The following is a 23,754-nucleotide window of genomic DNA, read 5'->3' as shown; positions in this document are numbered from 1 at the left end:
TTCTCTTGATCTCTCTTGATCCGCATGGGGCCGCCCAAAACATTTATAATGGCGGCTTCATAGCTTGGCTCATTAATAGCGCTTATATCACGCATGTCACCCCAACCTACGCCGCAACTGCACAATGTTTCGCTATCAGGTGCAGTTTTTCAGATTTGTGATCACATGAAAAATTCATGTGATCACAAAATTTATCAATCTGGCGAAGCTTCCCACATCGCTTGCAGGTTCTGGGCATATTCGTTGCAAATCGTGATGGTCTGCTCACTCGGGCTGTAATAGGCGTTCGCCTCGCCGCAATCGGCCACCACAACGCTGACCTGCAGCGGCAGACCGAAGCGCGCGTTGATGCTCGTAACCTCTTCGGCGATCAGATCGGCAAGCGGCTGGCCTTCCTGCCCCGGCTGCATCACCAGCCCGACATTATCCCCGCCCGGAGTCGCATCCGCCAACACCGCATCCCAAGATCCAGCCGCCGCCTGCCATTCCTCGGGGCAGCGCTCGGCCCGTTCTGGCGGCAAGCCAAGCTCATCCGCAAGGCCCTGCCGGGCCTCGGGATTTGCCCCATAGAACAGGCACACCACCGAGTAATAGCGCTGCATATCCATGCTATGCTCATCGGAATAGGACGGCGCCTCACCGCCCGCTTCGCGCTGATCAGCCTGCAATGCATAGGCCGTGGCATCGCTGGCAAGGATATTCGCCGCCGCTTCTTCCTCCCAGATGTCGTTCATCAAGATCACCGAAAGATGGTCCGCCGCGTCTTCTTCCTTGCCCAAAACCGGCAGTTGCAGCACGTCGATCATCGCGTGGCCCAGTTCGTGATAGAAGGTCGCGATCACCTCGTTGGCGATGAAAGCGGATTCTTCTTCATCCTCGGGAAACTGAAATACCGTTTGTGCTGTGGCACCAGTGGCCGCTGCGCACAAAGCCGCCGCCCATAGAAATTGCCGCATGATACCCCCGATTTTGGATCACCCTGTCACGGCCTGCTCGTTCAGGCAACCGCCAGCAGACAAACACTAAACCGGCATCAACGCCCAAACATCCAGATCCAGCAGCACCTCGGGCAGATATTTACCATCCGATCCCCGAAGCGCCCCCGCAGCACCCTTGGTCGCCACCAGCCGCAACCGGATCGCGCCCACACCCTTTGCATCGGTTTCAACCATATCCAACACTTCCGACCACGCCCGCACCGTATCACCGGCAAAGCACGGATTGGCATGCGCACCCGCGTTCAGCGCCACCAACATTTGCGCATTGGCCAGCCCATTGAACGACAACGCCCGCGCCAAGGAAATCACATGCCCGCCGTAAATCAGCCGCTTGCCATCCGGGCGCTGCGTGGCATCAAAATGCACCTTGGCCGTGTTCTGCCACAGCCTTGTCGCCAGCATATGCTCGGCTTCCTCGATGGTCACACCATCGACATGGTCGATCACCTCACCCACCGCATAATCGCGCATCCGATGCGGCTCGCCGGCCAGCGCAAAGTTATAGCGCGAGAAATCAAGCCCCTGCGGGATCACCAACGCCGCAGGCTCCACCACCTTAGCCAGTTCCGGAACCACCGTCAGCGGAGCCAGCGCCGAAAAATCGCGTTTCTTCACCATCACCCAGCGCACATATTCCAGCACCGCTTCGTGATGCTGGTTCAGCCCGACCGTGCGCACATAGACCACGCCCGATTGCGCGTTCGAATTTTGCTTAACCCCGATCACCGTGCTTTCAGAGCGCAACGTATCGCCCGACCACACCGGCCGCAGCCAGCGCCCCTCGGCATAACCCAAATTCGCCACCGCGTTCAAAGACACATCCGGCACGGTCTTGCCGAACACCACGTGAAAACTGATCAGATCATCCAAGGGGCTGAACGGCAGGCCACACTCTTGGGCAAAAATATCCGAGGAATACAGAGCATGCCGCGCCGGATACAGCGCGTGATACAGCGCGCGCTCGCCCATTTTCACTGTCCGGGGCACCGCATGGGTGATGACATCGCCCACCCGGTAATCCTCAAAGAACCGCCCCGCATTGGTTTTCATCACGTTTTCACCCCGTAGGGTGGGGTTTCACCCCACCGCTTCTTTAAGCCTCACCCAGCTTCATCTCGGGGTCGTAAATCCCCGGCACATCCTTCAACACCGCCTGCCCGCAGCGCATCACGCCCCGGCTGGCGTCAAACCCGTAAGTCGGCGTGCCATGCAGCACCCAGCCTTTGCTCAGCGCCAAAGACACCTTGTGGCAAAACGCAGATGTGTCGTCGTCGGACAAAAACCGATACAGCTGCATCAGGAATACGTTCCCAAAAACACCGGATGCCCCAGCCATGCGTGGATCAACGCGATAATCCCCATCAGCACCACAGTGCCGACCAAATTCATCGCATCACCCTTGATGCCGCGGCCATTGACAGGGGCCACCCAAACTGCAGACCGATTGATCAGCACCATCTCGGCCAAGGCCCAAATCCCGATACCGCCAAACAGCACTATGGATGCCTGATCGCCATTCACCAACAAATGCGCCACCGCCCACACCACAGCCCCCCACAGCATCGGGTGCCGCATTTTGGGATATAAAGTGCCCTTGGTGCCGCCGACCCCAAACAGGAACAAAGACACCAACATCAAGGTGTTATTCAAATGCCCCATCCCCGGCAGCGGCGTGTAAACCGAAACCCAGTCCGCCGCGCGATATCCCACCACCATCAGCACCACCGCCAGCAGCAACAGCCCTGTCACCACCAGCTTGCCCCGGTCGCCCATGCCCGCCCGCACGTCCGGGGCCACACGTTTGAAAAAATGCGCGCCCACCCAAAGGGCCAGTCCCAAAATCAGCCAGATCATCGCCAAAACCTCATGCAGACAGCGCGGCTATCATCTGGGCCTTCCCTAGAACCGCCTGTGCGGTGACGATATGCAGGTTTTCGACGATCTTTCCATCCACAACCGCCACACCCTGCCCCGCCGCCACCGCTGCATTGAACGCCGCGATCTGACGATGCGCGAGGTCCAATTCCGCCGCCGATGGCGCAAAGGCCGCATTGGCAATCTGCAACTGCGCCGGATGGATCAGGGTTTTGCCGTCAAATCCCATGTCGCGGCCCTGTACAGATTGCGCCAGCAGCCCCGCATCATCCTTGAACGCGTTATAGACGCCATCGACGATCACCCGGCCATAAGCCCGTGCCGCCAGCAGACACAAGCCCAACCCCGCCTGCAGTGGCAACCGGTCCGCCCGATCGCGAGCGCCCAATTCCTTGGCCAGATCATTGGTGCCCATCACCATGCCCGCCAGCTTCGGATGCGCCGCAATCTCGGCGGCGTTCAACATGCCCAGCGCCGTTTCCATCATCGCCCACAAGGGCTTGGCCGTCACGGCCGCCACCGCGTCCAGATCAGACGCCCGGTTCACCTTGGGGATCAGCACCGCCTCCACCCCAGGATGCGCGCCAAACGCCGCCAAGTCTTCGCCCCCCCATGGGGTATCCAACCCGTTGATCCGCACAATGCGCGCCCGGTTGCCATAGCCGCCCTCAGCCAAAGCCTGCGCCAGCACCTCCCGCGCGAGCGCCTTCTCCTCGGGCGCCACCGCATCCTCCAGATCGAAGATGATCGCATCCGCCGCAAGGCTGCGCGCCTTCTCCAGCGCCCGCGCTTTCGAGCCCGGAATATACAGCACAGATCGGAAGGGGCGAGCGGTCATGATTCTCTCCAGCAACAATATTGCGCCAAAAGGCCTCATTTCGCCACTTTCAGCAAGTCCAGAAATGCCGCAGCGCAGAAAAACCCGCACGCGGCCTTAACACTTTCCTCGCATCTTCCGCGCAGCCTAAGCGCAAACCCCAACCCGGAGACCGCAATGGAAAAGACCTTATTCGCCCTGTCGCTCGGCTTCGCAGGCCTGATCCTTGCGGTGCACGCAGCCCAAGCCGCCCCGGTTCAGATGGCCTTATACCCATCCCACATCAGTTTGATCGACACCAACAGCAGCGCCCAAGTCACCAGCTGAAAAAACAATCGCTCGGGCAGCCATTTCACCAGCCGCACCCCGGCAAAAACGGATATCGCTGCAATCGGCATCAACACCAAGACCTTCTCTAGACTGGCGAGATTGATCTGCCCCAGCATGTAATACGGGATCAGCTTGATCGCATTGATATAGGCAAAGGCGATCGTCGAGGTGCCGGCAAACACCGCTTTGCTTAGGCCCAACGGCATGGTGTAGACCTGATAGGGCGGCCCGCCGGAATGGCTGACAAAACTGGTAAACCCGGTCACCGTCCCCCAAAACACCCCCGATGCCACCTTGGCCCGCGCAGGTGCCACGATCACCTGCCGCCGGATCAGCAGGTTCAGCGCGAACACCACACCGATCACCCCGATCAGCACCGTGACCCAAGCTTCCGACACCACAGTTGCGGTGAAATAGCCAATCGCCACCCCTAAGGTGCCAGCCGGAATCATAAGCGCCAGCACCCTGCGATCAAACGCATGGCGATAGGCGTAAAGCCCGAACATATCCGACACCACATACAGTGGCAAAAGCAACCCCGCCGCAGTCACCGGAGAAATTCCCGGCACAAGCGCCAGCACCGGCACCGACAGCATCCCCACCACCGGCAAACCGCCCTTGCCCATGCCGACCAGCACCGAGGCTAAGCTCGCAAGCGCCCAAAACGCAAATCCACCCATCATGGCTCTTTCCCCTGCCAGCGGAATCACCCATGATCACCGCGTTGCCGATCCCGGCGGCCCCTGAATCGCAAGCTTATCGCCGAAGCCTAAAGCTGCCAGCGCCCGTTTAGCGCAAACAGTCCAAGCAGGCCAGCGGCTTACCCTGCTGCAGTGCAGCAGCTTGCGTTCAAAGGCCAAACGGGTTTAGCATACCACAGTATACAAACCCTTCGGAGACTCAAATGGCACGCCCAAAAATCGCGCTGATCGGCGCAGGTCAGATCGGTGGCACGCTCGCCCATCTCGCCGCCATCAAAGAACTTGGCGACATCATTCTGTTTGATATTGCCGAGGGCACCCCGCAGGGCAAAGCGCTCGACATCGCGCAATCTGGCCCCTCGGCGGGCTTTGATGCGTCGCTGAAAGGTGCCAATTCCTACGCCGAAATCGCGGGCGCAGATGTCTGTATCGTCACCGCAGGCGTGCCCCGCAAACCGGGGATGAGCCGCGATGACCTGCTCGGCATCAACCTGAAAGTGATGAAAGCGGTGGGCGAAGGCCTGAAAGCCCATGCGCCGAACGCGTTCGTAATCTGCATCACTAACCCGCTGGATGCGATGGTCTGGGCGTTGCGCGAATTCTCTGGCCTGCCGCACCACATGGTCGTCGGCATGGCGGGCGTGCTGGATTCTGCCCGCTTCCGCCACTTCCTGTCGGTCGAATTCGGCGTCTCGATGCGCGATGTCACAGCCTTCGTTCTGGGCGGCCACGGCGACACCATGGTGCCTCTGGCGCGCTATTCCACGGTGGGCGGCATCCCGTTGCCGGATCTGGTCGCAATGGGCTGGACCACACAAGAGAAACTCGACGGCATCATCCAGCGCACCCGCGATGGCGGCGCAGAGATTGTCGGCCTGCTGAAAACCGGCTCTGCCTTTTACGCTCCGGCGACCTCGGCCATTGAGATGGCCGAAGCTTTCCTGAAAGACCAAAAGCGCTTGCTGCCCTGCGCGGCCTATGTTGACGGCGCACTTGGCCTGAAAGGCATGTATGTCGGCGTCCCCACCGTGATCGGCGCGGGCGGCATCGAGCGTATCGTCGACATCAAAATGACCGCCGACGAGCAAGCGATGTTCGACAAATCCGTTGACGCCGTGAAGGGCCTTGTGGCGGCATGCAAGGCGATTGATCCGTCGCTGGCGTAAGCCACAATCGGCAATCGGGTAGGGTGCGTGATTTCACGCACCGCCTATAAATGCGCGCCCGAAAAGGGTGCGCATTTTGCGTTTTGCCATTTGGGTTCAAATCGAAACTGGCTCGTTGTTTTATCCCGGATGATCACATAGGCCCTTCGTCAAGAGCGTGGAAGTGTGAAACCCACATCTTCGCCGGCGCAAATCCTTAACAAACTCTTAAATCCACCACCTCAACCCATTGATTATAAAGACACTAAAATGGTCCCGAGTTGGGACCGCCCCCACCCCCCTTGACACCCCCCTCTGGCTCCGCCCAACTCCGCCCAAACCTCCGGAGGCCAGAATGACCGATTTCCACGCCGAGCTTGAATCCCGCCTGATCCGCTACGCCAGCATCGACAGCCAATCCAACGACGGCGGCACCGCCTCGCCCTCCACCGAAATCCAGCTGACCATCCTGCGCCTGCTGGAAACCGAACTGCGCGAAATCGGCGCCGCAGATGTCCAACTCACCCCCTATGGCACCGTCATAGCCACCATCCCCGGCAACGTCCCCGGCCCCACCATAGGCCTGCTTGCCCATATCGACACCGCCCCGCAGTTCAACGCGACAGGCGTCAAACCCCGGGTGATCCGAGGCTACAACGGCGGCACGATCAGCTTCCCCGACAACCCCACCCTCACGCTTACCCCCGAGCACAACCCCTACCTCGGCACCAAACAAGGCCACGACATCATCACCGCCTCGGGTCTCACCCTGCTGGGCGCGGACGATAAGGCTGGCGTCGCGATCCTGATGACCGCCGCCCGCCATCTGCTCGCCAACCCCGAGATCTCGCACCCCACCCTGCGCCTCGCCTTCACCCCGGATGAGGAAATCGGTCGCGGTGTCCATTCCAACCTTCCCGCCGATCTGAAAGCCGATTTCGCCTATACCTTTGACGGCGGTGCGGTGGGCGAGATCGAATACGAAAGCTTCTCGGCCGACGGGGCCGTCGTGACCATCAAAGGTGTGTCGATCCACCCCGGCTTGGCCAAGGATAAACTCGTCAACGCCATCCACCTTGCCGCCAAGATCATCCAGACCCTGCCGCACGCCACGCTCACCCCGGAAACCACCTCAGACCGCGGCGGCTTCATCCACGCCACAGATATGACCGGCGGCTCCTCGGAAATGATCCTCAAGTTCATCCTGCGCGACTTTGAACGCGATGGCCTCGCTGCCAAAGGCGCACTGCTGCAACAGGTCTGCGCTGCCGTCGCCGCCACCGAACCGCGCGCTGAAATCACCTGCGTGATCAAGCCGCAATACCGCAACATGCGCTATTGGCTGGAAAAAGACATGACCCCGGTCGATCTGGCGCGCGACGCCGCCCGCAGTCTGGGGATTGAGCCAGTATCCGTTCCGATCCGCGGCGGCACCGACGGCTCGCGCTTGACCGAGATGGGCGTGCCCTGCCCCAACCTGTTCACCGGGATGCAGGATATTCATGGCCCACTGGAGTGGATTTCGGTGCAGGATATGGGCCAAGCCACCGCGTTCTGTCTCGCCCTCGTCCAACACGCCGCAAAGCCTGCAGCTTGAATCAAGTTTTGATCCTCTGCGCGCAAATATCCCGAGGGGGTCCGGGGGTGGGAAACCCCCGGCGTTTGTGGCAAGAAATCCCATGGCCCAGCACATCTCGCCCTATCATGCTCCGAATTTCTACGCTGATGCCCTCGCGAAAGGGCGGCACCGTGACATCGTTGGCGGACGGTGGGAGGAGACGGGCAAGATCCAGATGGAACTGCTGCTCGGGGCAGATTTGCAACCGGACCACCACCTACTCGATATTGGCGCGGGATCGCTGCGCCTAGGCTGCAAGGCGGTGCCATACCTGACCTCCGGCCACTATTGGGCGACAGATCTGTCCGGCACGCTGCTCAAACGCGGCTATGAGACGGAAATCGCGGATAAATCCCGCCTCTCGCCCGCGCAGCTGATTGAGGATGCCAATTTCAACTTCCCCGGCGTGCCCGACAATATCACCCATGCCATCGCCTTTGCGGTGTTCACCCATCTGCCCGCCAACCACCTGCGCCGGGCGTTGATTCAGATCCGCGGCCGCTTTCCCGCCTTGCAAAAGCTGCTGTTCACCGCCTTTCTTGCCCCCGATGCCAGCGCCAGCCTGCTTCCGGTCAAACAACCCGACGGCGTGGTCACCCATGATACCCGCGCGCCCTATCATATGCTGACCGAGGACGTGCTGCAGCTGACCCGCGCTTCGGGTTTTGCAGTGGATCAACACCAAACCCGCCTACCGCGCGGGCAGGTGTTGTTCGTGGCCACCCCAGCCTAGGGTCTGGAATCCCACAGTTGCCATCGCAGACCGCCTGGCGCACCCTGCGCCAAATTCCAGTGGAGATTGCCATGCGTATTCTGCCATCCCTATTGCCGCTTTTGTGCCTTGCGGCCCCGCTGCACGCCGAAACCCTTTCCGCCGAGATTGGCAGCAAGGGGCTGAGCACCACCGAGACGCGGCTGGCCGCACTGCCTGCGCCGACAGATGCCGACCGTTTTGCGCTTGGCGGCGTGCGGTTTCTCGGCGCAGTTGAAGCCGCCTTGCAACTGCGTTACGCGGCAGGAATGATCGATCGCACCGGGATGCTGCCGTTCCTGCGTCTGCCGCTGGAAGATAACCCCAGCCCTGCCGCCTTTCAGCCGGCGATGATTTCCGATCTGTTCCGCACCGTGGATGAAAAACTGGCTCAGGCCCGCGCACCATTGGCCGAAATTGCAGAACACTCTGATTTAATGTTGGAAATCAACTTCGCCGACCTGTGGTTTGACATCAACGCCAACCATACCCGCGACATCGGCGAGGATGCGATGGCGGTGCTGGGGCCAATGCTGCTGGGTTGGCAATGGGACAGCCGCGACCCCGCCACCCCGGCCCCGGTGGTGAAATTCGATGCCGCCGACGTGGCCTGGCTTTCGGCCTATACCCATCTGTTGCAGGGCGTCAGCGATTTGGTTTTGGCCTATGATCCGACCGAGCCAATCACCCGCATTATGGCTGCGCATGATAAAATGGTCAGCCTTGGCGGCACCGCTCCCAGCTTTCTCAGCGATGCGCAGGGTGGACTGGACGAGGTCGATCTGATCGCCATCCTGATCGCCACGCTGCAACGGGCCCCCGATGCCGCGCGGATGACCAGTGCGCAGCAGCATTTCCTAAGCATGATCGCCGACAACCGCCGCTTCTGGGCCGAAGTGGCGCAAGAAACCGATAATGCCGCCGAATGGTTGCCAAATGACAACCAGCAATCAGCCTTGGGCGTAACCCTGCCGCCGGGCACCAAAGCGGTGTGGCTATCAGTGCTAGACGATGCCGAAGCGCTGCTGAAGGGTAGCAAACTCGCTCCCTATTGGCGGCAAGAGGGGGCAGCGGGCGTGAACCTCGCCAAGGTCTTTACCGATCCACGCCCTGCTGATCTGGCTGGCTGGATTCAAGGCTGGGCTGCCGCACCCTACTTGGAACAGGGCCAGCTTGTCAGCGACCAGAACTGGAGCGCGTTTGAGCAGATGATGGGTGGCGAGGCGATGATGCTGTCGTTCTATTTGAACTAACTCTGGCCAAATCCGGCGCGTGTTTCTGCAAAAATCCAGCATAGCGCTGGCGCAAACTGGCATCAAACGCCGCCTCTGACAGATCCGGCGCAAGGCCCGCTGCGGCCAAAACCGGGCGTGGATCAAAGCCTGTCTCGTCCAAAGCACCCAAGCGCCGCAACTGCCGAATCTGATCAGGTTCCAACTCTTTCAGCACCGCCACCAAGGCCGTGCGCATCTCTGGCGCGGCCATCGCCTCGCACATCGACAAAAACTGCGTGCTGCGCGCGGCACCATGCCGATTGCTGGCGTGGCTGGGGGGCTCATGCGCGCGGCGCAGCAGTTTCAAGGTGAAATGCAGCCGGGTCAGCCCGTCAAAATGTAAAAGCCGGGTCGACTGGATGGCCTTGTGTGCGGGCTTACCCAGCGGCGCGTGTAGCCCCATCTGCATCCCCGCCCCCACCCGCACCAAGGCCTTGCCCGCCCGATGCCCCGTCAGGCCATAATGAAAATACGCCTGCATCTCGCCATAAACCTCGGGGCCATGGTGCGGATAGTCGGGAAGCTCATGCCGAAACACGCCAGAGAAAATCTGTGCCCCAACAGCCCCCCTGGGATAGGCGCGCTCGGCCACCAAAAGCCGCATATACATCGCTTTGGCAGGGGCGCGAGCCAGTTCGGCCCGCAGCATGACGCCGTCGCGCAGGAATTCGTCGCCGTCGCAGTGCAACAGCCAGTCGGCGCCGCAGCGGGCGTAAACCTGCCGCGCGTTTTTGACTTGGCGGCTGGTGTGCAACGCCGGACGCTTGCCGTGAGCCGATGCCGCCCAATAGCTGGCGTCGCAGACCGTAACCTCGCAGCCGGGCAGATCTGCCAGCATGGCCTGCGCTTCTGCATCCGGCTGATCAAGAAAAAGATGCACCTTCGCGGCCCCCTGCGCCAGATGATGGGCCACAAAAGCCGCCACCAGTGCTGCCGGCTCGTCCAGCGTGGCCACCACTGCCCAAGTTGGTTTCATCGAACTGCTGCCATCCCGTTTTACACCCATGCAGGAACAATGCCGGGCGTTAGCGCGAACAGCAAGCCCTGATAAACTTAAGGAATCCCCTCATGTGATCACAATTTTTTTTTGTGTGATCACAAATGTCGGTTTTCCACCAATGCCCCGTAATTCTGGTTTTCCTATTGGCCAAATTTATGCCACACCGCCTTCAAATCAAAGCTGATGGGACACATCCATGAATATCCATGAATATCAGGCCAAGGCTCTGCTGCGCAGCTATGGCATCCCGGTGTCCGATGGCCGCGCCGTGACCAAGGCGGAAGAAGCCAAGTCTGCGGCAGGCGAACTCGATGGCCCGCTCTGGGTGGTCAAGGCGCAAATCCACGCGGGCGGCCGCGGCAAGGGTCATTTCAAGGAACCCGAAGCAGGTGAAAAAGGCGGCGTGCGGCTGGCGCGCTCGGTCGGTGAGGCGGCGGAGTTTGCCCGCCAAATGCTGGGTCGCACGTTGGTTACCGTGCAGACCGGGCCTGCGGGCAAGCAGGTCAACCGCATCTACATCGAAGACGGCAGCGATATTGAGCGGGAGTTATATCTCGCCCTGCTGATTGATCGCCAGACCAGCCGGATCTCGATCGTGTGTTCTACCGAAGGCGGCATGTCGATTGAAGACGTTGCCCATGACACGCCGGAAAAGATCTTGTCATTCAGCGTCGATCCGGCCACCGGCTATTCCGATTTCCACGGTCGCCGCGTTGCCTTCTCGTTGGGGCTAACCGGCAATCAGGTCAAGCAATGCGTCGGCATCGTGAAGAACCTGTATAAGATGTTCGTCGAAAAAGACATGGACATGCTGGAAATCAACCCGCTTGTCGTGATGAAAGACGGCAACATGAAGCTCTTGGATGCCAAGATGAGCTTTGACGGCAACGCGATGTATCGCCACCCCGATATTGCGGCGCTGCGTGATGAGACGGAAGAAGACCCGAAAGAACTCGCAGCCTCCAAGTTTGATCTGAACTACATCGCCTTGGATGGCGAAATCGGTTGTATGGTCAACGGCGCTGGCCTTGCGATGGCGACGATGGACATCATCAAGCTTTATGGTGCCGAGCCTGCCAACTTCCTTGACGTCGGCGGTGGTGCGACCAAGGAAAAGGTCACCGAGGCGTTCAAGATCATCACCTCTGACCCGCAGGTCAAAGGCATCCTCGTCAACATTTTCGGCGGCATCATGCGCTGTGACATCATCGCCGAGGGCGTGATTGCGGCGGTGAAAGAGGTCGGGCTGAAAGTGCCGCTGGTGGTGCGCCTTGAAGGCACCAATGTGGAACTGGGCAAAGACATCATCCGCAATTCCGGCCTGAACGTGATCGCCGCGGATAACCTGTCAGACGCCGCGCAGAAGATCGTTAAAGCGGTGAAGGGATGATCCGCCAAGCCGCCATTTTTACGCTATTGGCAAGCGCGGCTGCGGCACAGGACGCCGAACCGCGCAACCAATTGGTTGAAGGGTATATGGCGTGCCTGTCGGGCGGCAATCAGGTTGATCTGACCGAAGCCATGCTCACCAGCCTATACTGGACGCGTAATGACGACGGCGAAGAGGGTTTGATCTATTTCTACCCCGGTGTCGGCGACGATACGATTGTTTACATGGCCGAGGGATCCTTCTGCCATGTTGAAAGCACCAGCGTAGACAGTTCCACCGCATCGGAAATCCTTGCCGCAGCACTTGGCGGCGAAGACGGTGCGCCGTTTGTCTATTCGAAGGATGGCATGGGCTGCACCCGGCTTGATTTCGACACAGGGGTCAGCGCCACCGTCACCTCGGCTGGTAATGATCCGACCTGCGGCTCTGACACCGATAGCGGCGTACGCTTTGAGGCGACACCAATAGAATGAACTGCGGGCCGGGGATCCGGCCTGTCCCGAAGCTGAAAATCAGGAGACGCCGAACATGGCCGTACTCGTAAACGCTAACACCCGCGTCATCTGCCAAGGCTTCACTGGCAGCCAAGGCACGTTCCATTCGGAACAGGCCATCGCTTACGGCACCAAAATGGTCGGCGGCGTCACGCCCGGCAAGGGTGGCTCCAGCCACCTGAACCTGCCGGTGTTTGATTCTGTGCATGAGGCCCGCGCGGTCACCGGGGCCAATGCATCGGTGATCTATGTGCCGCCGCCGTTTGCGGCTGACAGCATCCTTGAAGCGATTGATGCCGAGATGGAGCTGATCGTTTGCATCACCGAAGGCATCCCGGTGCTGGATATGATGAAGGTCAAGCGCGCGCTGATCAATTCCAAGTCGCGCCTGATCGGGCCAAACTGCCCCGGCGTGATGACCCCCGGCGAGTGCAAAATCGGCATCATGCCGGGCAGCATTTTCTCGAAGGGTTCGGTCGGGGTTGTGTCGCGTTCTGGCACGCTGACCTATGAGGCCGTCAAGCAGACCACCGACGTGGGCTTGGGTCAGACCTCGGCTGTCGGCATTGGGGGTGATCCGATCAAGGGCAGCGAGCACATTGATATCCTTGAAATGTTCCTCGCCGACCCCGACACCCATTCGATCATCATGATCGGTGAAATCGGTGGCGCGGCCGAAGAAGATGCAGCCCAATTTCTTGCCGATGAGAAAAAGCGTGGCCGCTGGAAACCCACCGCAGGCTTTATCGCCGGCCGCACCGCCCCCGAAGGCCGCCGCATGGGCCATGCCGGTGCCATTGTGGCAGGCGGCAAAGGCGATGCGCAATCGAAGATCGAGGCGATGAAAATGGCCGGGATCATTGTGGCCGACAGCCCGGCGACCTTGGGCGAGGCCGTGCTGAAAGCGATCAAGGGCTGAACATGGGCAAGCTGGGCATCCTTTTGGCAGTTCTTGCGACACTGGCGCTTCCCGCGCCAGTGTCCGCCCGCACATTGTCGGCGCAAGACGTGTTGACGGTTTGTCTGACCACGCCCAAAGATCCCAAGGATCTGTTGGCTTATTTCTATGCGAACGGCTGGGCGGACGTTGCCGAGACTGACAAGGCAATGCTTAAAGAAAGTGTGGCACTGATACTTTCTGCGACACTTGGCTCTGGCTATCCCAATGACCCGATAAAGAAGAAATCAGATACGCAGTTAAAATTCTGGCCACGGGCGCAAACCATGGCGGCTAATATCTTGGGTCCAGCCCCAAAAAATCCTGTTGTAGTTCTAAAGCATGACACAGGTGCGATCTTACTGATTACATCCAAGGCCAATGCCATGATTCTAAATCAGTGCTTTCTTGGCGTGCCTGAAGCTGCCACGAAGCCACAGGAATTTAGCCCCAAATTGGCCGCCCCTTCTCCGCCTGCGCTTTTTGAAGGCAAGTTTGAATCAACGGACTTCACCACCACACGCACAAGAATACTTGCCCAGACAGTCTCGGTTGACCCAGTTGCCGTTGAGCGAAGCTTTGGCATAAAGACTGACATTACAGCCGTGTACTATGGCTCAATCCAATACCCAGCATGGGCCGTAAGCCCATAACCAACAATCTAGCTGGCGGTGGGGGAAACCCCGCCACTAAGGCCACCCGGCCAACCCACTTGAGGCATCCAAATGACCGAACAATCCCCCAACAGCCAATTCCACGCCTCCAGCTTTCTGCAAGGCGCGAATGCGGATTATATTGACCAGCTGGCGGCAAACTATGCCGCTGATCCGGCTTCGGTCGATGCGCAATGGGCGGACTTTTTCCGCTCGTTGGCAGAACCCGAGATGGACGCCAAGCGGCAGGCCACCGGGCCGTCGTGGGGCCGCGCCGATTGGCCGCCGACGCCTTCAGATGATGTGACGGGGGCGATGACGGGCGAATGGCCTGTGACGGCGGAACCGAAGGCTGCGGGCAAGAAGATCACTGAGAAAGCGGCGGAAAAGGGTCTGTCGCTGACCGATGCGCAGGTGCAGCGTGCGGTGCTGGATAGCATCCGCGCGATTATGATCATCCGCGCCTACCGTATTCGCGGCCATCTTGCTGCCGATCTTGACCCGCTGGGGATGACCGATCGCGGCAACCACCCCGAGTTGGAGCCGGTGTCTTACGGTTTCGCCGAGGCTGATATGGATCGCCCGATCTTCATCGACAATGTGTTGGGGCTGGAATTTGCCTCGATGCGGCAGATCATCGACATCGTCAAACGCACCTATTGCGGCACGTTCGCGCTGCAATACATGCATATTTCCGACCCCGAGCAGGCGGCTTGGCTGAAGGAACGCATCGAAGGCTACGGCAAGGAAATCGCCTTCACCCGCGAAGGCCGCAAGGCGATCCTGAACAAGCTGGTCGAGGCTGAAGGTTATGAGAAATTCCTCCATGTCAAATACATGGGCACCAAGCGCTTTGGTCTGGACGGCGCCGAAGCGCTGATCCCGGCGATGGAGGCGATCATAAAGCGCGGTGGCGCTATGGGCGTGCGCGAGGTGATTTTTGGGATGCCGCACCGGGGTCGGTTGAACGTGCTCTCGAACGTTCTGCAAAAGCCCTACCGCGCGATATTCAACGAATTCCAAGGCGGCAGCTATAAGCCGGAAGATGTCGATGGCTCGGGTGATGTGAAATATCACCTTGGTGCCTCAAGCGACCGCACCTTTGACGGCAACACGGTTCACCTTTCCCTCACCGCCAACCCAAGCCACCTCGAGGCGGTGAACCCGGTCGTGCTGGGCAAAGTCCGCGCCAAGCAGGACCAATTCGGCGATACAGAGCGCAGCCAAGTGCTGCCCGTGCTGCTGCACGGCGACGCGGCCTTCGCGGGTCAGGGCGTTATCGCCGAATGCTTTGGTCTGTCGGGTCTGAAGGGCCATCGCACGGGTGGCACCATCCATATCATCGTCAACAACCAGATCGGCTTCACCACCGCCCCGGCCTATAGCCGTTCCAGCCCCTACCCTACGGACATCGCTTTGATGGTCGAAGCGCCGATCTTCCATGTCAACGGCGACGATCCTGAAGCCGTTGTGCATGCCGCCAAAGTTGCCACCGAATTCCGCCAGACCTTTCACAAGGATGTGGTGCTGGACATCTTCTGCTACCGCCGCTTTGGTCACAACGAAGGCGACGAGCCGATGTTCACCAACCCGGCGATGTACACCACCATTCGCAAGCAAAAGACCACTTTGCAGCTTTATACCGACCGACTGGTTGCCGATGGCTTGATCCCGGAAGGCGAGATCGAGGACATGAAGGCGGCGTTCCAGGCCCGCCTGAATGAGGAGTTTGAGGTCGGCAAAGACTATAAGCCCAACAAAGCCGATTGGCTGGATGGCCGCTGGAAGTCGATGAAAACCAAAGACTTGGACAATTACCAACGCGGCGATACTTGGATCAAGCCCGAGACACTGGCCGAAGTGGGTGCCGCTTTGACGCGGATTCCCGAAGGTTTTGACATTCACAAAACCGTCGCGCGTCAACTGGAAGCCAAGAAGAAGATGTTCGAATCCGGGCAAGGTTTCGATTGGTCGACGGCAGAAGCTTTGGCTTTTGGCAGCTTGCAAGTCGAAGGCTTCCCAGTGCGGCTGTCAGGTCAGGATTGCACCCGAGGCACCTTCAGCCAGCGTCATTCGGCCTTTGTCGATCAGACCACCGAGGAACGTCACTATCCACTGAACCACATTCGCCCCGGCCAAGCGCGTTATGAAGTCATCGATTCGATGTTGTCGGAATATGCGGTTTTGGGCTTTGAATACGGCTATTCGCTGTCTGAACCCAATGCTTTGACGATGTGGGAAGCGCAGTTTGGTGATTTCGCCAACGGCGCGCAGATCATGTTTGATCAGTTCATCAACTCGGCTGAGAGCAAATGGCTGCGGATGTCGGGCCTCGTGTGCTTGTTGCCGCATGGCTATGAAGGACAGGGGCCGGAACACTCCTCGGCGCGTCTGGAACGCTTCTTGCAGATGTCGGCGCATGACAACTGGATCGTGGCCAACTGCACCACACCGTCGAACTATTTCCACATCCTGCGACGCCAGATGCACCGCGATTTCCGCAAGCCTTTGATTTTGATGACGCCTAAATCGTTGCTGCGGCACCCGATGGCAGTGTCGGATGCGTCGGATTTCACCGAAGGCAGCTATTTCCACCGCGTTTTGTGGGATGATGCGCAAAAGGGCCATTCGGAAACCAAGCTGAACGCCGATGATGGCATCAAGCGCGTCGTGCTATGTTCCGGCAAGGTCTACTACGATCTGTTGGCTGAGCGTGACGCGCGCGGGTTGACCGACACCTATCTTTTGCGGGTTGAACAACTGTATCCGGTGCCCAAGCAATCTCTCACCGCTGAACTTTCGCGGTTCAAGGGCGCGGAATGGGTTTGGTGCCAAGAAGAGCCGAAGAACATGGGAGCTTGGTCGCACATCGAGCCGGAACTAGAAGCGCTTTTGACCAATATCGGTGCAACCAACACCCGGCCCCGCTATGCTGGCCGTGCGGCTTCAGCCTCGCCGGCCACGGGCCTTGCGTCAAAACACAAATATGAACAGCAAACCCTGGTGAATGAGGCGCTCGGCGGCCCGTCCCCAACCACCGCCCGCGCAGGAGAATGATATGACGGATGTAATGGTGCCCTCTTTGGGCGAAAGCGTCTCGGAAGCCACCGTATCGACTTGGTTCAAAAAGCCCGGAGATGTGGTGAAACTGGACGAGATGCTGTGCGAGTTGGAAACCGATAAAGTTTCCGTCGAAGTGCCCTCCCCCGTGGCGGGTGTTCTGACGGAAATCCTCGCCCCTGAAGGTACAACCGTGGCCGCCAATGCGCGGCTGGCGATTGTGACCGAAGGCGCGGCTGGTGCGTTGGCCGCGCCGAAAGCCGCCGCTGCTGTGGTGGCCGAAGCTGCGGCCCCAGCCCCTGCCGTGGCCGCCGCGAAAGACGTGGAAAACGCGCCTTCCGCCAAGAAAGCCATGGCTGAAGCGGGCCTATCGGCGGATCAAGTCCAAGGCACTGGCCGCGATGGCCGGGTGATGAAGGAAGATGTGGCGCGTGCCGCCAGCGCCGCCCCGATCGCCGCCGCCCCTGCTGTGGCCGCGATCCCGCGCGCCCCAGTGCCGGCGGATGATGCTGCCCGCGAGGAACGCGTCAAGATGACCCGGCTGCGCGCCACCATCGCGCGTCGCCTGAAAGACGCGCAAAACACCGCAGCCATGCTGACCACCTATAACGAGGTGGACATGTCCAGTATCATGTCTTTGCGCAATGAATACAAAGACATCTTTGAGAAAAAGCACGGCGTCAAACTTGGGTTCATGTCGTTCTTCGTCAAAGCCTGCACCCATGCTTTGAAAGAAATCCCGGAAGTGAACGCCGAGATTGACGGCCAAGATGTGGTTTACAAAAACTACGTCCACATGGGCGTCGCCGTCGGCACCCCAAACGGCCTTGTGGTGCCGGTGGTGCGTGATGCTGATCAGATGGGCTTTGCCGCGATTGAGAAGAAAATCTCGGAACTCGGCCTGCGCGCCCGCGATGGCAAGCTGTCGATGGCCGAAATGCAGGGCGGCTCGTTCACCATATCGAACGGTGGGGTTTACGGCTCGCTGATGTCCTCGCCGATCCTGAACCCGCCGCAATCGGGTATTTTGGGGATGCATAAGATCCAAGACCGCCCCGTTGTGGTTAGCGGCCAAATCGTCATCCGCCCGATGATGTATCTGGCTTTGTCCTACGATCACCGGGTTGTGGATGGTAAGGGCGCGGTGACGTTCCTGGTGCGGGTGAAAGAAGCATTGGAAGATCCGCGTCGGTTGTTGATGGATTTGTAACCAGCGGCGGGCAGCCAAGCCTCTGGCTGCCCGCCTCGCTTTGCTGAAAGTGACTTTCGTGAACCCGCCTCACCTGTATACCGCTGCCCCAGCCCGCACCAAGCGCGCCGTTGTGGTCTGTATGCGCAACGAGGCGGTGTTTGTGCTGGAATGGGTGGCCTATCACCTTGGCATCGGCTTTGACCGCATCTTCCTTGTCACCAACAATTGCCAAGACGGCACCGCTATGATGGCGGACAGGCTGGCGGAAATGGAACCCGTCGTTCACATCCGCAACGAAGTCGCCCCCGGTGAGGCACCGCAGGTCATAGGCCTCGCCCGCGCCTTAGCGCATCCAGCGATGGCGGAGGTGGAATGGCTGTTGCACATCGATGCGGATGAATTTCTCAACGTCACCACTGGCGCGGGCATGGTGGGCGATCTGCTGCAAGCCGTTGGCCGCTGCGACACTGTCGCTATCGCGTGGCGGTTTATCGCCAGCGGGGGGCGGCAGGTGTGGAATGGTGGCAGTTTGCTGGCCGAGCAAACCCAATGCTCCGCCCAGATCGAAGAACAACTGGTGTTCCACAAATCCTTGTTCCGGCCCAACCGCTTTGCACGTGCGATCGACCATATGCCGAAAGACCCGCTGGACCCCGATGTGATTGTGCGCAACAGCGCGGGCGCGAAAATTCCCAATCGCGGGTTGTCGCACCCCACTGCCGCCAATTATCGCGGCATCAAGGATGAAGACCTGACTTGGGCAAATGCCGATATCAACCACTATTTCGTGCGCTCGGAAGACGTGTTTCTGCTGAAAAACATCCGCGGCGATGGTATGGCGAAACAGCACGCCAACCATGTGCTCGGCTCGAAGATGTGGACCATTGCCGAACGTTCTACTGGCGAAGATCGCTCGATTCAACGCCATCTTCCCAGCCTGAACGCGCGTCTGGCCGCCTATGACGCCGATCCGCAGTTGTACGATTTGCACAAAACTGCGCTGGCTTGGCTGGCGCAGCAGCGCGACACTCACCTGACGCCTGAGAACCGCAAGCTGTGGGATCAGCGCCGCAAACGTCCAAAGAAAGTAGCGCCCGTATGACATCCGAACTCACCGCCCTCGCGCTCGCTGGCCTGCTGCAAGCCGGGCAATTCGCGCTGTTTGCCATCCCAGCCAATCTGCAACTGGGCACCGGCTACACCTCTGGCCCACGCGACCGCCCACCTTCGCGGCAGTTGTCGCTGCGCACCGCCCGGTTGCAACGCGCGCTGACCAATCATTTTGAAGGGTTGATCCTGTTCACCCTTGCCGTTGTCGTTGTCACCTTGGGCAACCAATCGACAGCCGTGACACAATACGCCGCCTACATCTACCTCGCCGCCCGCGTGCTTTATGTCCCGGCCTATGCCTTTGGGCTGCGGCCGTGGCGCTCAGCCATCTGGGCCGTGGGTTTTTTCGCCACACTCACCTTGATCGTGGCGGCTTTGATCTGACACATGCGTCCGTACACCTGTACGGGACCCAAACGCCAACCCTACGAAGGAAACCCTATGGCAAGTTTTGACGCAATCATCATCGGTGCTGGCCCCGGCGGCTATGTTTGCGCCATCCGGGCCGCGCAACTGGGCCTGAACGTGGCGGTGGTTGAGGGCCGCGATACCCTTGGCGGCACCTGCCTGAACATCGGCTGCATCCCGTCCAAAGCTTTGCTGCATGCGACGCACAGCTTGCATGAAGTGCATGAAAACTTTGAAAAAATGGGTCTTATGGGGGGTGCGCCCACGGTCGATTGGCTGAAAATGCAGGCCTATAAAACCGATGTGGTGAACGGCAACACCAAGGGCATCGAGTTTCTGTTCAAGAAGAACAAGATCACTTGGCTGAAAGGCTGGGCGAGCATCCCAAGCCCCGGCAAAGTGCAGATCGGTGACGAGGTGCATGAGGCGAAAAACATCGTGATTGCAACGGGGTCCGAGCCGTCGAGCCTGCCGGGTGTGACGGTGGATGAGACGATTGTGGTGACCTCGACCGGGGCTTTAGCGCTGCCGTCGATCCCGAAAACCATGGTGGTGATCGGCGCGGGCGTGATCGGGCTGGAGATGGGCTCGGTCTATGCGCGGCTTGGCACCGAAGTGACGGTGGTGGAATATTTGGATGCGATCACCCCCGGCATGGATGCTGAAGTGGCGAAGTCTTTCCAACGCATTCTGACAAAGCAAGGCGTCAAGTTCATTCTGGGTGCCGCCGTGCAGGACGTTGAAACCAAAGCTGGCGTGGCGAAGGTCAGCTACAAACTGCGCAAAAATAACACCGAAGCCAGCCTTGAGGCCGAAGTGGTTCTGGTCGCCACGGGACGCAAACCCTATCTCAAAGGCCTGGGGCTAGAGGCTTTGGGGGTTGAAATGCTGCCGCGCGGCCAGGTCAAGACCGATGCGCATTACGCCACCAATATCAATGGCTTGTATGCGATTGGTGATGCGATTATCGGCCCGATGCTGGCGCATAAAGCCGAAGATGAAGGCATGGCTTTGGCCGAGATCATGGCGGGGAAAGCCGGCCATGTGAACTATGCGGTCATCCCCGGTGTAGTCTACACTAGCCCAGAAGTGGCCTCGGTGGGGGCAACCGAAGAACAGCTGAAAGAACAGGGCCGCGCCTACAAGGTCGGTAAATTCCCTTTCATGGGCAATGCGCGGGCCAAAGCGATGTTTCAGGCCGAGGGTTTCGTGAAAATGCTCGCGGATGCGACCACTGACCGCATCTTGGGCTGCCATATCATCGGGCCGGGTGCGGGCGATTTGATCCACGAGGTTTGCGTGGCGATGGAATTTGGCGCGTCGGCCCAAGATCTGGCAATGACCTGCCACGCCCACCCGACCTGTAGCGAGGCGGTGCGTGAAGCGGCGCTGGCTTGTGGGGACGGTGCGATCCACGCCTAAGCACGCTCATCCGCCCGATAGGGCGCGACGAGCGCCGCCTCAGGCCTTTTTCACAGCCAATCAAGCGGAGCAGCCCGGCGAAGCCGCCGACCGGGCGCATCCCCACTACCAAAGCAGCCTCGGAAACCCACCACATCAGTTCAGGTTGCCGTCAAAATGGAAGCCGCGGAAAACGCGTTAGAGTGAAGCGAGAGGAAGCGATTTCCGATTCAATAATAACCTGAACTGCTTACGATGCCAGATGCCGCAACCCTTGCGTGACGTCCGTGCGCACCGCCAGGCGCAGCCCCGGCTCATCTCCTGCCCGCAAGGCGGCTAAGATCATCCGATGGTGCTGCGGCATATCGCGGCGGCGCAGCTTTTGGTAAAGCGCGCGCATGGTTGGCCCCAGTTGCAGCCAAACCGTTTCGCACAAGGCAAGCATCGCCGGGGTCTGGGCGCGCAGATACAGCGTGCGGTGGAATTCGAGATTGGTGCGCACATAGCCCACCGCATCTTGGTTCATCACCGCCTCTTGGTTCAGTGCATTGATCGCAGCCAGACGGTCGATCAGCGCGAAGTGCGCGCGCGGGAGTGCACGTGATGCCATCTCCGGCTCCAGCATCGCGCGGATCGCCGCCAACTCCTCAATGCGTTCCGGCGTCAGCTCTGGTGTCGAAATCCGCCCTGACGACGACATCGTAAACGCCCCCTCCGCCACCAACCGCCGTGCCGCCTCACGCGCCGGGGTCATCGAGACGCCAAATTGTTCGGCAATGCCACGCAGGGTCATCGCCTGACCGGGCGCGAGCTCGCCATGCAACACCTGCTGGCGCAGGCTGCGATACACCCGCTCATGGGCGGCGGCATTGGGGTCGGCCAGTCGCGGCGGTATGGGATAGGGTGAGATCATGTCCTAGCCAAGCACCCCGAGCGTGCTGTGGTCAAGCGACATCAAGATCGCCGCTGTCAAACCGGATCGCCTGAAGTGCCCCACCTTCGCGCTTCAGCCACGCGCGTTCTGCCTGCCAGCCCGGAAACAGCCGCTGCACCACCGCCCAGAATCGATCCGAATGGTTCATCTCCAACATATGCGCGACCTCATGCGCGGCCACGTAATCCAGCACGCGCGGCGGCGCCATGATCAGCCGCCATGAATACATCAGCGCGCCCTCCGAGGTGCAAGAGCCCCAGCGCGACCGCGTATCGCGCAGCGTCACCTGCGTTACCTTGCGCCCGATCAGCCCGGCGTAATGATCCGACGCCGTGACCAACCGATTGCGCGCCTGCACCCGCAGAAAGGCCGATACCCGCGCCGGCGCCCGATCCGGATCGCCCGGCACGATCAGCGAGCAACCCTCCACCCGCACCGACCGGCCCGCCCCGCTTTCCAGTTGCAAGGCCTTGCCTTCAAACGGTAGCACTGAGCCTAAACCAACGCTGACCACCTGCGGCATCCGCGCCACCGCGTCCCGGATCCAACCCTCTTGCGCGCGGACAAAGGCCATCGCATCGGCCTCGCGCGCCCGCATTGGCAACGATAGCGTCACCGCGCCATTCGCATGCGACACCCGCAAAGAAAACCGCCGCGCACGGGCGCTCCGGCGCAGAGTGATCTCTATCGGGGGTGGGCCGGGAAGCAGCAACATTGCACCTCTGGACATGGGGCGGCAGGATACCTATCTGAACCCACAGCCGCAACTGGGGTAACACTAACAAAAGCCTTTGACAGTCGCCCAAGCCTGTGGCAAGCGGCTACATTCCGAATTGACAGCCCGCAAGGGCCAGCCTGAACAAAGGGAAAACCATGCCATTGGCAGAATGGGGCACCAAGCGCGTATGCCCGACCACCGGCAAGCGCTTTTACGACCTGAACCGCAGCCCGATCGTCAGCCCCTACACGGGCGAGGTCGTGGACATCGAATCGGCGCGCCGTAAAATGGCCGCCGCCGTGATCGCGCGCGTACAGCCTGAAAAAGACGATGATGCGGTGCTGGTCGATGATCTGGAAGCAGACGATGATCTGCTGGTCGCAGGCGTCGCCGATGATGCCGAACTCGATGATGAGCTGCTGGAAGATGACGCCGACGACACCGTGTCGCTGGATGATCTGACCGACGTGGCCGGCGACGAGGAAGACGTTTAAGTGATCTAAGCGGGGCGTGGGGTGCGTGCATTTTCCTCTTGCACCCCGCCGCGCCCTCGCCTAAACACCGCCTATCACGACGCGCCCAACGTTGTGCAAAAGATGGGGTCATAGCTCAGATGGGAGAGCGCTTGAATGGCATTCAAGAGGTCGGGAGTTCGATCCTCCCTGGCTCCACCAAAATTCATAGTAAAAAAAAACGGTTACAAGCAGCCCCTTCGGGGGCTGTTGTCGTTGGTGAACCACCCATAAGTATTGCGTAAGTAAGCCGGGGTGGAACTGCGGCAATCCTATGCCCGCCTTGCACCTCGAATGGCGCTGCAGGTTGGCCGCTATGCCCATGCCAAGCAGTTCAAGCGCATGCGCAAGGCATTGAAAAAGCTGAAGGGCGACACCGGCAGGGTCATGCGGGATCTGCGCCGACACCTGCTGGATATCCCCGAAGGCAGCCTGC

At 59.9% G+C, this 23,754-nt stretch carries 23 protein-coding genes, 1 tRNA gene and 1 pseudogene; 16 read left to right on the top strand and 9 right to left on the bottom strand.

Annotated features, from left to right (window positions below):
- Positions 1–194: 194 nt before the first annotated feature.
- The 6 genes from Q7V03_RS07895 to Q7V03_RS07870 form a co-directional block, all read right to left on the bottom strand.
- Positions 195–956: a DUF4344 domain-containing metallopeptidase gene (locus Q7V03_RS07895; RefSeq protein WP_304925054.1), complete on the bottom strand. Its 762-nt coding sequence runs from the start codon at positions 954–956 to the stop codon at positions 195–197.
- A 66-nt stretch (positions 957–1,022) separates the two neighbouring features.
- Entirely contained in the window at positions 1,023–2,051 is a 1,029-nt protein-coding gene (locus Q7V03_RS07890; protein WP_304925053.1) for a MaoC family dehydratase, read from the bottom strand.
- A 40-nt stretch (positions 2,052–2,091) separates the two neighbouring features.
- Entirely contained in the window at positions 2,092–2,295 is a 204-nt protein-coding gene (locus Q7V03_RS07885) for a DUF1737 domain-containing protein (RefSeq protein ID WP_304925052.1), read from the bottom strand.
- Positions 2,295–2,852 carry an NnrU family protein gene (locus tag Q7V03_RS07880; RefSeq protein ID WP_304925051.1) on the bottom strand — a complete coding sequence of 186 codons (558 nt, stop codon included), beginning with the start codon at positions 2,850–2,852 and terminating at the stop codon, positions 2,295–2,297. The genes Q7V03_RS07885 and Q7V03_RS07880 overlap by 1 nt, the downstream gene beginning before the upstream one ends.
- Positions 2,853–2,862: 10 nt before the next feature.
- Positions 2,863–3,711 (bottom strand): CoA ester lyase, encoded by an 849-nt coding sequence (locus tag Q7V03_RS07875; protein ID WP_304925050.1) that lies wholly within the window; start codon positions 3,709–3,711, stop codon positions 2,863–2,865.
- A 236-nt stretch (positions 3,712–3,947) separates the two neighbouring features.
- Positions 3,948–4,700 carry a sulfite exporter TauE/SafE family protein gene (locus Q7V03_RS07870; RefSeq protein ID WP_304925155.1) on the bottom strand — a complete coding sequence of 251 codons (753 nt, stop codon included), beginning with the start codon at positions 4,698–4,700 and terminating at the stop codon, positions 3,948–3,950.
- A gap of 224 nt (positions 4,701–4,924) precedes the next feature.
- Between Q7V03_RS07870 and mdh the strand changes: the two genes are divergently transcribed.
- The 4 genes from mdh (at position 4,925) to Q7V03_RS07850 (ending at position 9,488) form a co-directional block, all read left to right on the top strand.
- A complete protein-coding gene (gene mdh / locus Q7V03_RS07865) occupies positions 4,925–5,887 on the top strand; it encodes a malate dehydrogenase (RefSeq protein ID WP_304925049.1) in 963 nt (320 codons plus the stop codon).
- A 334-nt stretch (positions 5,888–6,221) separates the two neighbouring features.
- On the top strand, positions 6,222–7,463 hold the full coding sequence (gene pepT, locus Q7V03_RS07860) for a peptidase T (protein WP_304925048.1): 1,242 nt from the start codon (positions 6,222–6,224) through the stop codon (positions 7,461–7,463).
- An 82-nt stretch (positions 7,464–7,545) separates the two neighbouring features.
- The gene (locus Q7V03_RS07855) at positions 7,546–8,217 is read left to right on the top strand and encodes a class I SAM-dependent methyltransferase (protein ID WP_304925047.1); all 672 of its coding nucleotides are present in this window, start codon (positions 7,546–7,548) and stop codon (positions 8,215–8,217) included.
- A 71-nt stretch (positions 8,218–8,288) separates the two neighbouring features.
- A complete protein-coding gene (locus Q7V03_RS07850) occupies positions 8,289–9,488 on the top strand; it encodes a hypothetical protein (RefSeq protein ID WP_304925046.1) in 1,200 nt (399 codons plus the stop codon).
- Here Q7V03_RS07850 and Q7V03_RS07845 read toward each other — a convergent pair.
- Positions 9,412–10,485: a glycosyltransferase family 2 protein gene (locus tag Q7V03_RS07845; RefSeq protein WP_304925045.1), complete on the bottom strand. Its 1,074-nt coding sequence runs from the start codon at positions 10,483–10,485 to the stop codon at positions 9,412–9,414. The two genes, Q7V03_RS07850 and Q7V03_RS07845, sit on opposite strands and share 77 nt — an antisense overlap.
- A 220-nt stretch (positions 10,486–10,705) precedes the next feature.
- Here Q7V03_RS07845 and sucC point away from each other — a divergent pair, with 220 nt between their 5' ends.
- The 9 genes from sucC (at position 10,706) to lpdA (ending at position 21,175) form a co-directional block, all read left to right on the top strand.
- Positions 10,706–11,899, top strand: coding sequence for an ADP-forming succinate--CoA ligase subunit beta (sucC, locus tag Q7V03_RS07840; RefSeq protein WP_304925044.1), 1,194 nt, complete (start codon positions 10,706–10,708; stop codon positions 11,897–11,899).
- On the top strand, positions 11,896–12,372 hold the full coding sequence (locus Q7V03_RS07835; protein ID WP_304925043.1) for a hypothetical protein: 477 nt from the start codon (positions 11,896–11,898) through the stop codon (positions 12,370–12,372). The genes sucC and Q7V03_RS07835 overlap by 4 nt, the downstream gene beginning before the upstream one ends.
- Before the next feature lie 55 nt (positions 12,373–12,427).
- Positions 12,428–13,312, top strand: coding sequence for a succinate--CoA ligase subunit alpha (gene sucD / locus Q7V03_RS07830; RefSeq protein ID WP_304925042.1), 885 nt, complete (start codon positions 12,428–12,430; stop codon positions 13,310–13,312).
- Positions 13,313–13,314: 2 nt separating this feature from the next.
- Positions 13,315–13,983: a hypothetical protein gene (locus Q7V03_RS07825; RefSeq protein WP_304925041.1), complete on the top strand. Its 669-nt coding sequence runs from the start codon at positions 13,315–13,317 to the stop codon at positions 13,981–13,983.
- 72 nt (positions 13,984–14,055) lie between these two features.
- On the top strand, positions 14,056–17,040 hold the full coding sequence (locus Q7V03_RS07820) for a 2-oxoglutarate dehydrogenase E1 component (protein WP_304925040.1): 2,985 nt from the start codon (positions 14,056–14,058) through the stop codon (positions 17,038–17,040).
- A gap of 1 nt (position 17,041) precedes the next feature.
- Positions 17,042–18,253 carry a 2-oxoglutarate dehydrogenase complex dihydrolipoyllysine-residue succinyltransferase gene (odhB, locus tag Q7V03_RS07815; protein ID WP_304925039.1) on the top strand — a complete coding sequence of 404 codons (1,212 nt, stop codon included), beginning with the start codon at positions 17,042–17,044 and terminating at the stop codon, positions 18,251–18,253.
- A gap of 58 nt (positions 18,254–18,311) precedes the next feature.
- Positions 18,312–19,337, top strand: coding sequence for a glycosyltransferase family 2 protein (locus Q7V03_RS07810; protein WP_304925038.1), 1,026 nt, complete (start codon positions 18,312–18,314; stop codon positions 19,335–19,337).
- Positions 19,334–19,729: an MAPEG family protein gene (locus Q7V03_RS07805; RefSeq protein WP_304925037.1), complete on the top strand. Its 396-nt coding sequence runs from the start codon at positions 19,334–19,336 to the stop codon at positions 19,727–19,729. The genes Q7V03_RS07810 and Q7V03_RS07805 overlap by 4 nt, the downstream gene beginning before the upstream one ends.
- 57 nt (positions 19,730–19,786) lie before the next feature.
- A complete protein-coding gene (gene lpdA / locus Q7V03_RS07800) occupies positions 19,787–21,175 on the top strand; it encodes a dihydrolipoyl dehydrogenase (RefSeq protein ID WP_304925036.1) in 1,389 nt (462 codons plus the stop codon).
- Positions 21,176–21,404: 229 nt separating this feature from the next.
- On the opposite strand, the gene Q7V03_RS07795 is transcribed toward lpdA, so the two are convergent.
- Positions 21,405–22,067, bottom strand: coding sequence for a GntR family transcriptional regulator (locus Q7V03_RS07795; protein WP_054007020.1), 663 nt, complete (start codon positions 22,065–22,067; stop codon positions 21,405–21,407).
- Between the two features lie 31 nt (positions 22,068–22,098).
- The gene (locus Q7V03_RS07790) at positions 22,099–22,803 is read right to left on the bottom strand and encodes a M48 family metallopeptidase (protein WP_304925035.1); all 705 of its coding nucleotides are present in this window, start codon (positions 22,801–22,803) and stop codon (positions 22,099–22,101) included.
- Between the two features lie 158 nt (positions 22,804–22,961).
- Between Q7V03_RS07790 and Q7V03_RS07785 the strand changes: the two genes are divergently transcribed.
- The 3 genes and pseudogenes from Q7V03_RS07785 to Q7V03_RS07775 form a co-directional block, all read left to right on the top strand.
- Positions 22,962–23,300 (top strand): TIGR02300 family protein, encoded by a 339-nt coding sequence (locus tag Q7V03_RS07785; protein WP_054007019.1) that lies wholly within the window; start codon positions 22,962–22,964, stop codon positions 23,298–23,300.
- A 104-nt stretch (positions 23,301–23,404) separates the two neighbouring features.
- Positions 23,405–23,480, top strand: a tRNA-Ala gene (locus Q7V03_RS07780).
- An 87-nt stretch (positions 23,481–23,567) separates the two neighbouring features.
- Positions 23,568–23,754 (top strand): annotated as a pseudogene (locus Q7V03_RS07775) (IS5/IS1182 family transposase); the annotation flags it as partial.

Source organism: Cypionkella sp., assembly GCF_030652235.1.
GTDB lineage: Bacteria > Pseudomonadota > Alphaproteobacteria > Rhodobacterales > Rhodobacteraceae > Cypionkella.
This window is presented reverse-complemented; position numbering and strand designations above follow the sequence as displayed.

Bases quoted from the DNA above. Each gene is read 5' to 3' on its own strand.
- lpdA (WP_304925036.1), top strand. From the start codon at position 19,787: ATGGCAAGTTTTGACGCAATCATCATCGGTGCTGGCCCCGGCGGCTAT.
- Q7V03_RS07805 (WP_304925037.1), top strand. From the start codon at position 19,334: ATGACATCCGAACTCACCGCCCTCGCGCTCGCTGGCCTGCTGCAAGCC.
- pepT (WP_304925048.1), top strand. From the start codon at position 6,222: ATGACCGATTTCCACGCCGAGCTTGAATCCCGCCTGATCCGCTACGCC.
- Q7V03_RS07825 (WP_304925041.1), top strand. From the start codon at position 13,315: ATGGGCAAGCTGGGCATCCTTTTGGCAGTTCTTGCGACACTGGCGCTT.
- Q7V03_RS07845 (WP_304925045.1), bottom strand. From the start codon at position 10,485: ATGAAACCAACTTGGGCAGTGGTGGCCACGCTGGACGAGCCGGCAGCA.
- Q7V03_RS07850 (WP_304925046.1), top strand. From the start codon at position 8,289: ATGCGTATTCTGCCATCCCTATTGCCGCTTTTGTGCCTTGCGGCCCCG.
- Q7V03_RS07835 (WP_304925043.1), top strand. From the start codon at position 11,896: ATGATCCGCCAAGCCGCCATTTTTACGCTATTGGCAAGCGCGGCTGCG.
- Q7V03_RS07855 (WP_304925047.1), top strand. From the start codon at position 7,546: ATGGCCCAGCACATCTCGCCCTATCATGCTCCGAATTTCTACGCTGAT.
- Q7V03_RS07795 (WP_054007020.1), bottom strand. From the start codon at position 22,067: ATGATCTCACCCTATCCCATACCGCCGCGACTGGCCGACCCCAATGCC.
- Q7V03_RS07880 (WP_304925051.1), bottom strand. From the start codon at position 2,852: ATGATCTGGCTGATTTTGGGACTGGCCCTTTGGGTGGGCGCGCATTTT.
- Q7V03_RS07790 (WP_304925035.1), bottom strand. From the start codon at position 22,803: ATGTTGCTGCTTCCCGGCCCACCCCCGATAGAGATCACTCTGCGCCGG.
- sucD (WP_304925042.1), top strand. From the start codon at position 12,428: ATGGCCGTACTCGTAAACGCTAACACCCGCGTCATCTGCCAAGGCTTC.
- Q7V03_RS07895 (WP_304925054.1), bottom strand. From the start codon at position 956: ATGCGGCAATTTCTATGGGCGGCGGCTTTGTGCGCAGCGGCCACTGGT.
- Q7V03_RS07870 (WP_304925155.1), bottom strand. From the start codon at position 4,700: ATGGGTGGATTTGCGTTTTGGGCGCTTGCGAGCTTAGCCTCGGTGCTG.
- Q7V03_RS07785 (WP_054007019.1), top strand. From the start codon at position 22,962: ATGCCATTGGCAGAATGGGGCACCAAGCGCGTATGCCCGACCACCGGC.
- Q7V03_RS07820 (WP_304925040.1), top strand. From the start codon at position 14,056: ATGACCGAACAATCCCCCAACAGCCAATTCCACGCCTCCAGCTTTCTG.
- Q7V03_RS07885 (WP_304925052.1), bottom strand. From the start codon at position 2,295: ATGCAGCTGTATCGGTTTTTGTCCGACGACGACACATCTGCGTTTTGC.
- sucC (WP_304925044.1), top strand. From the start codon at position 10,706: ATGAATATCCATGAATATCAGGCCAAGGCTCTGCTGCGCAGCTATGGC.
- Q7V03_RS07875 (WP_304925050.1), bottom strand. From the start codon at position 3,711: ATGACCGCTCGCCCCTTCCGATCTGTGCTGTATATTCCGGGCTCGAAA.
- odhB (WP_304925039.1), top strand. From the start codon at position 17,042: ATGACGGATGTAATGGTGCCCTCTTTGGGCGAAAGCGTCTCGGAAGCC.
- mdh (WP_304925049.1), top strand. From the start codon at position 4,925: ATGGCACGCCCAAAAATCGCGCTGATCGGCGCAGGTCAGATCGGTGGC.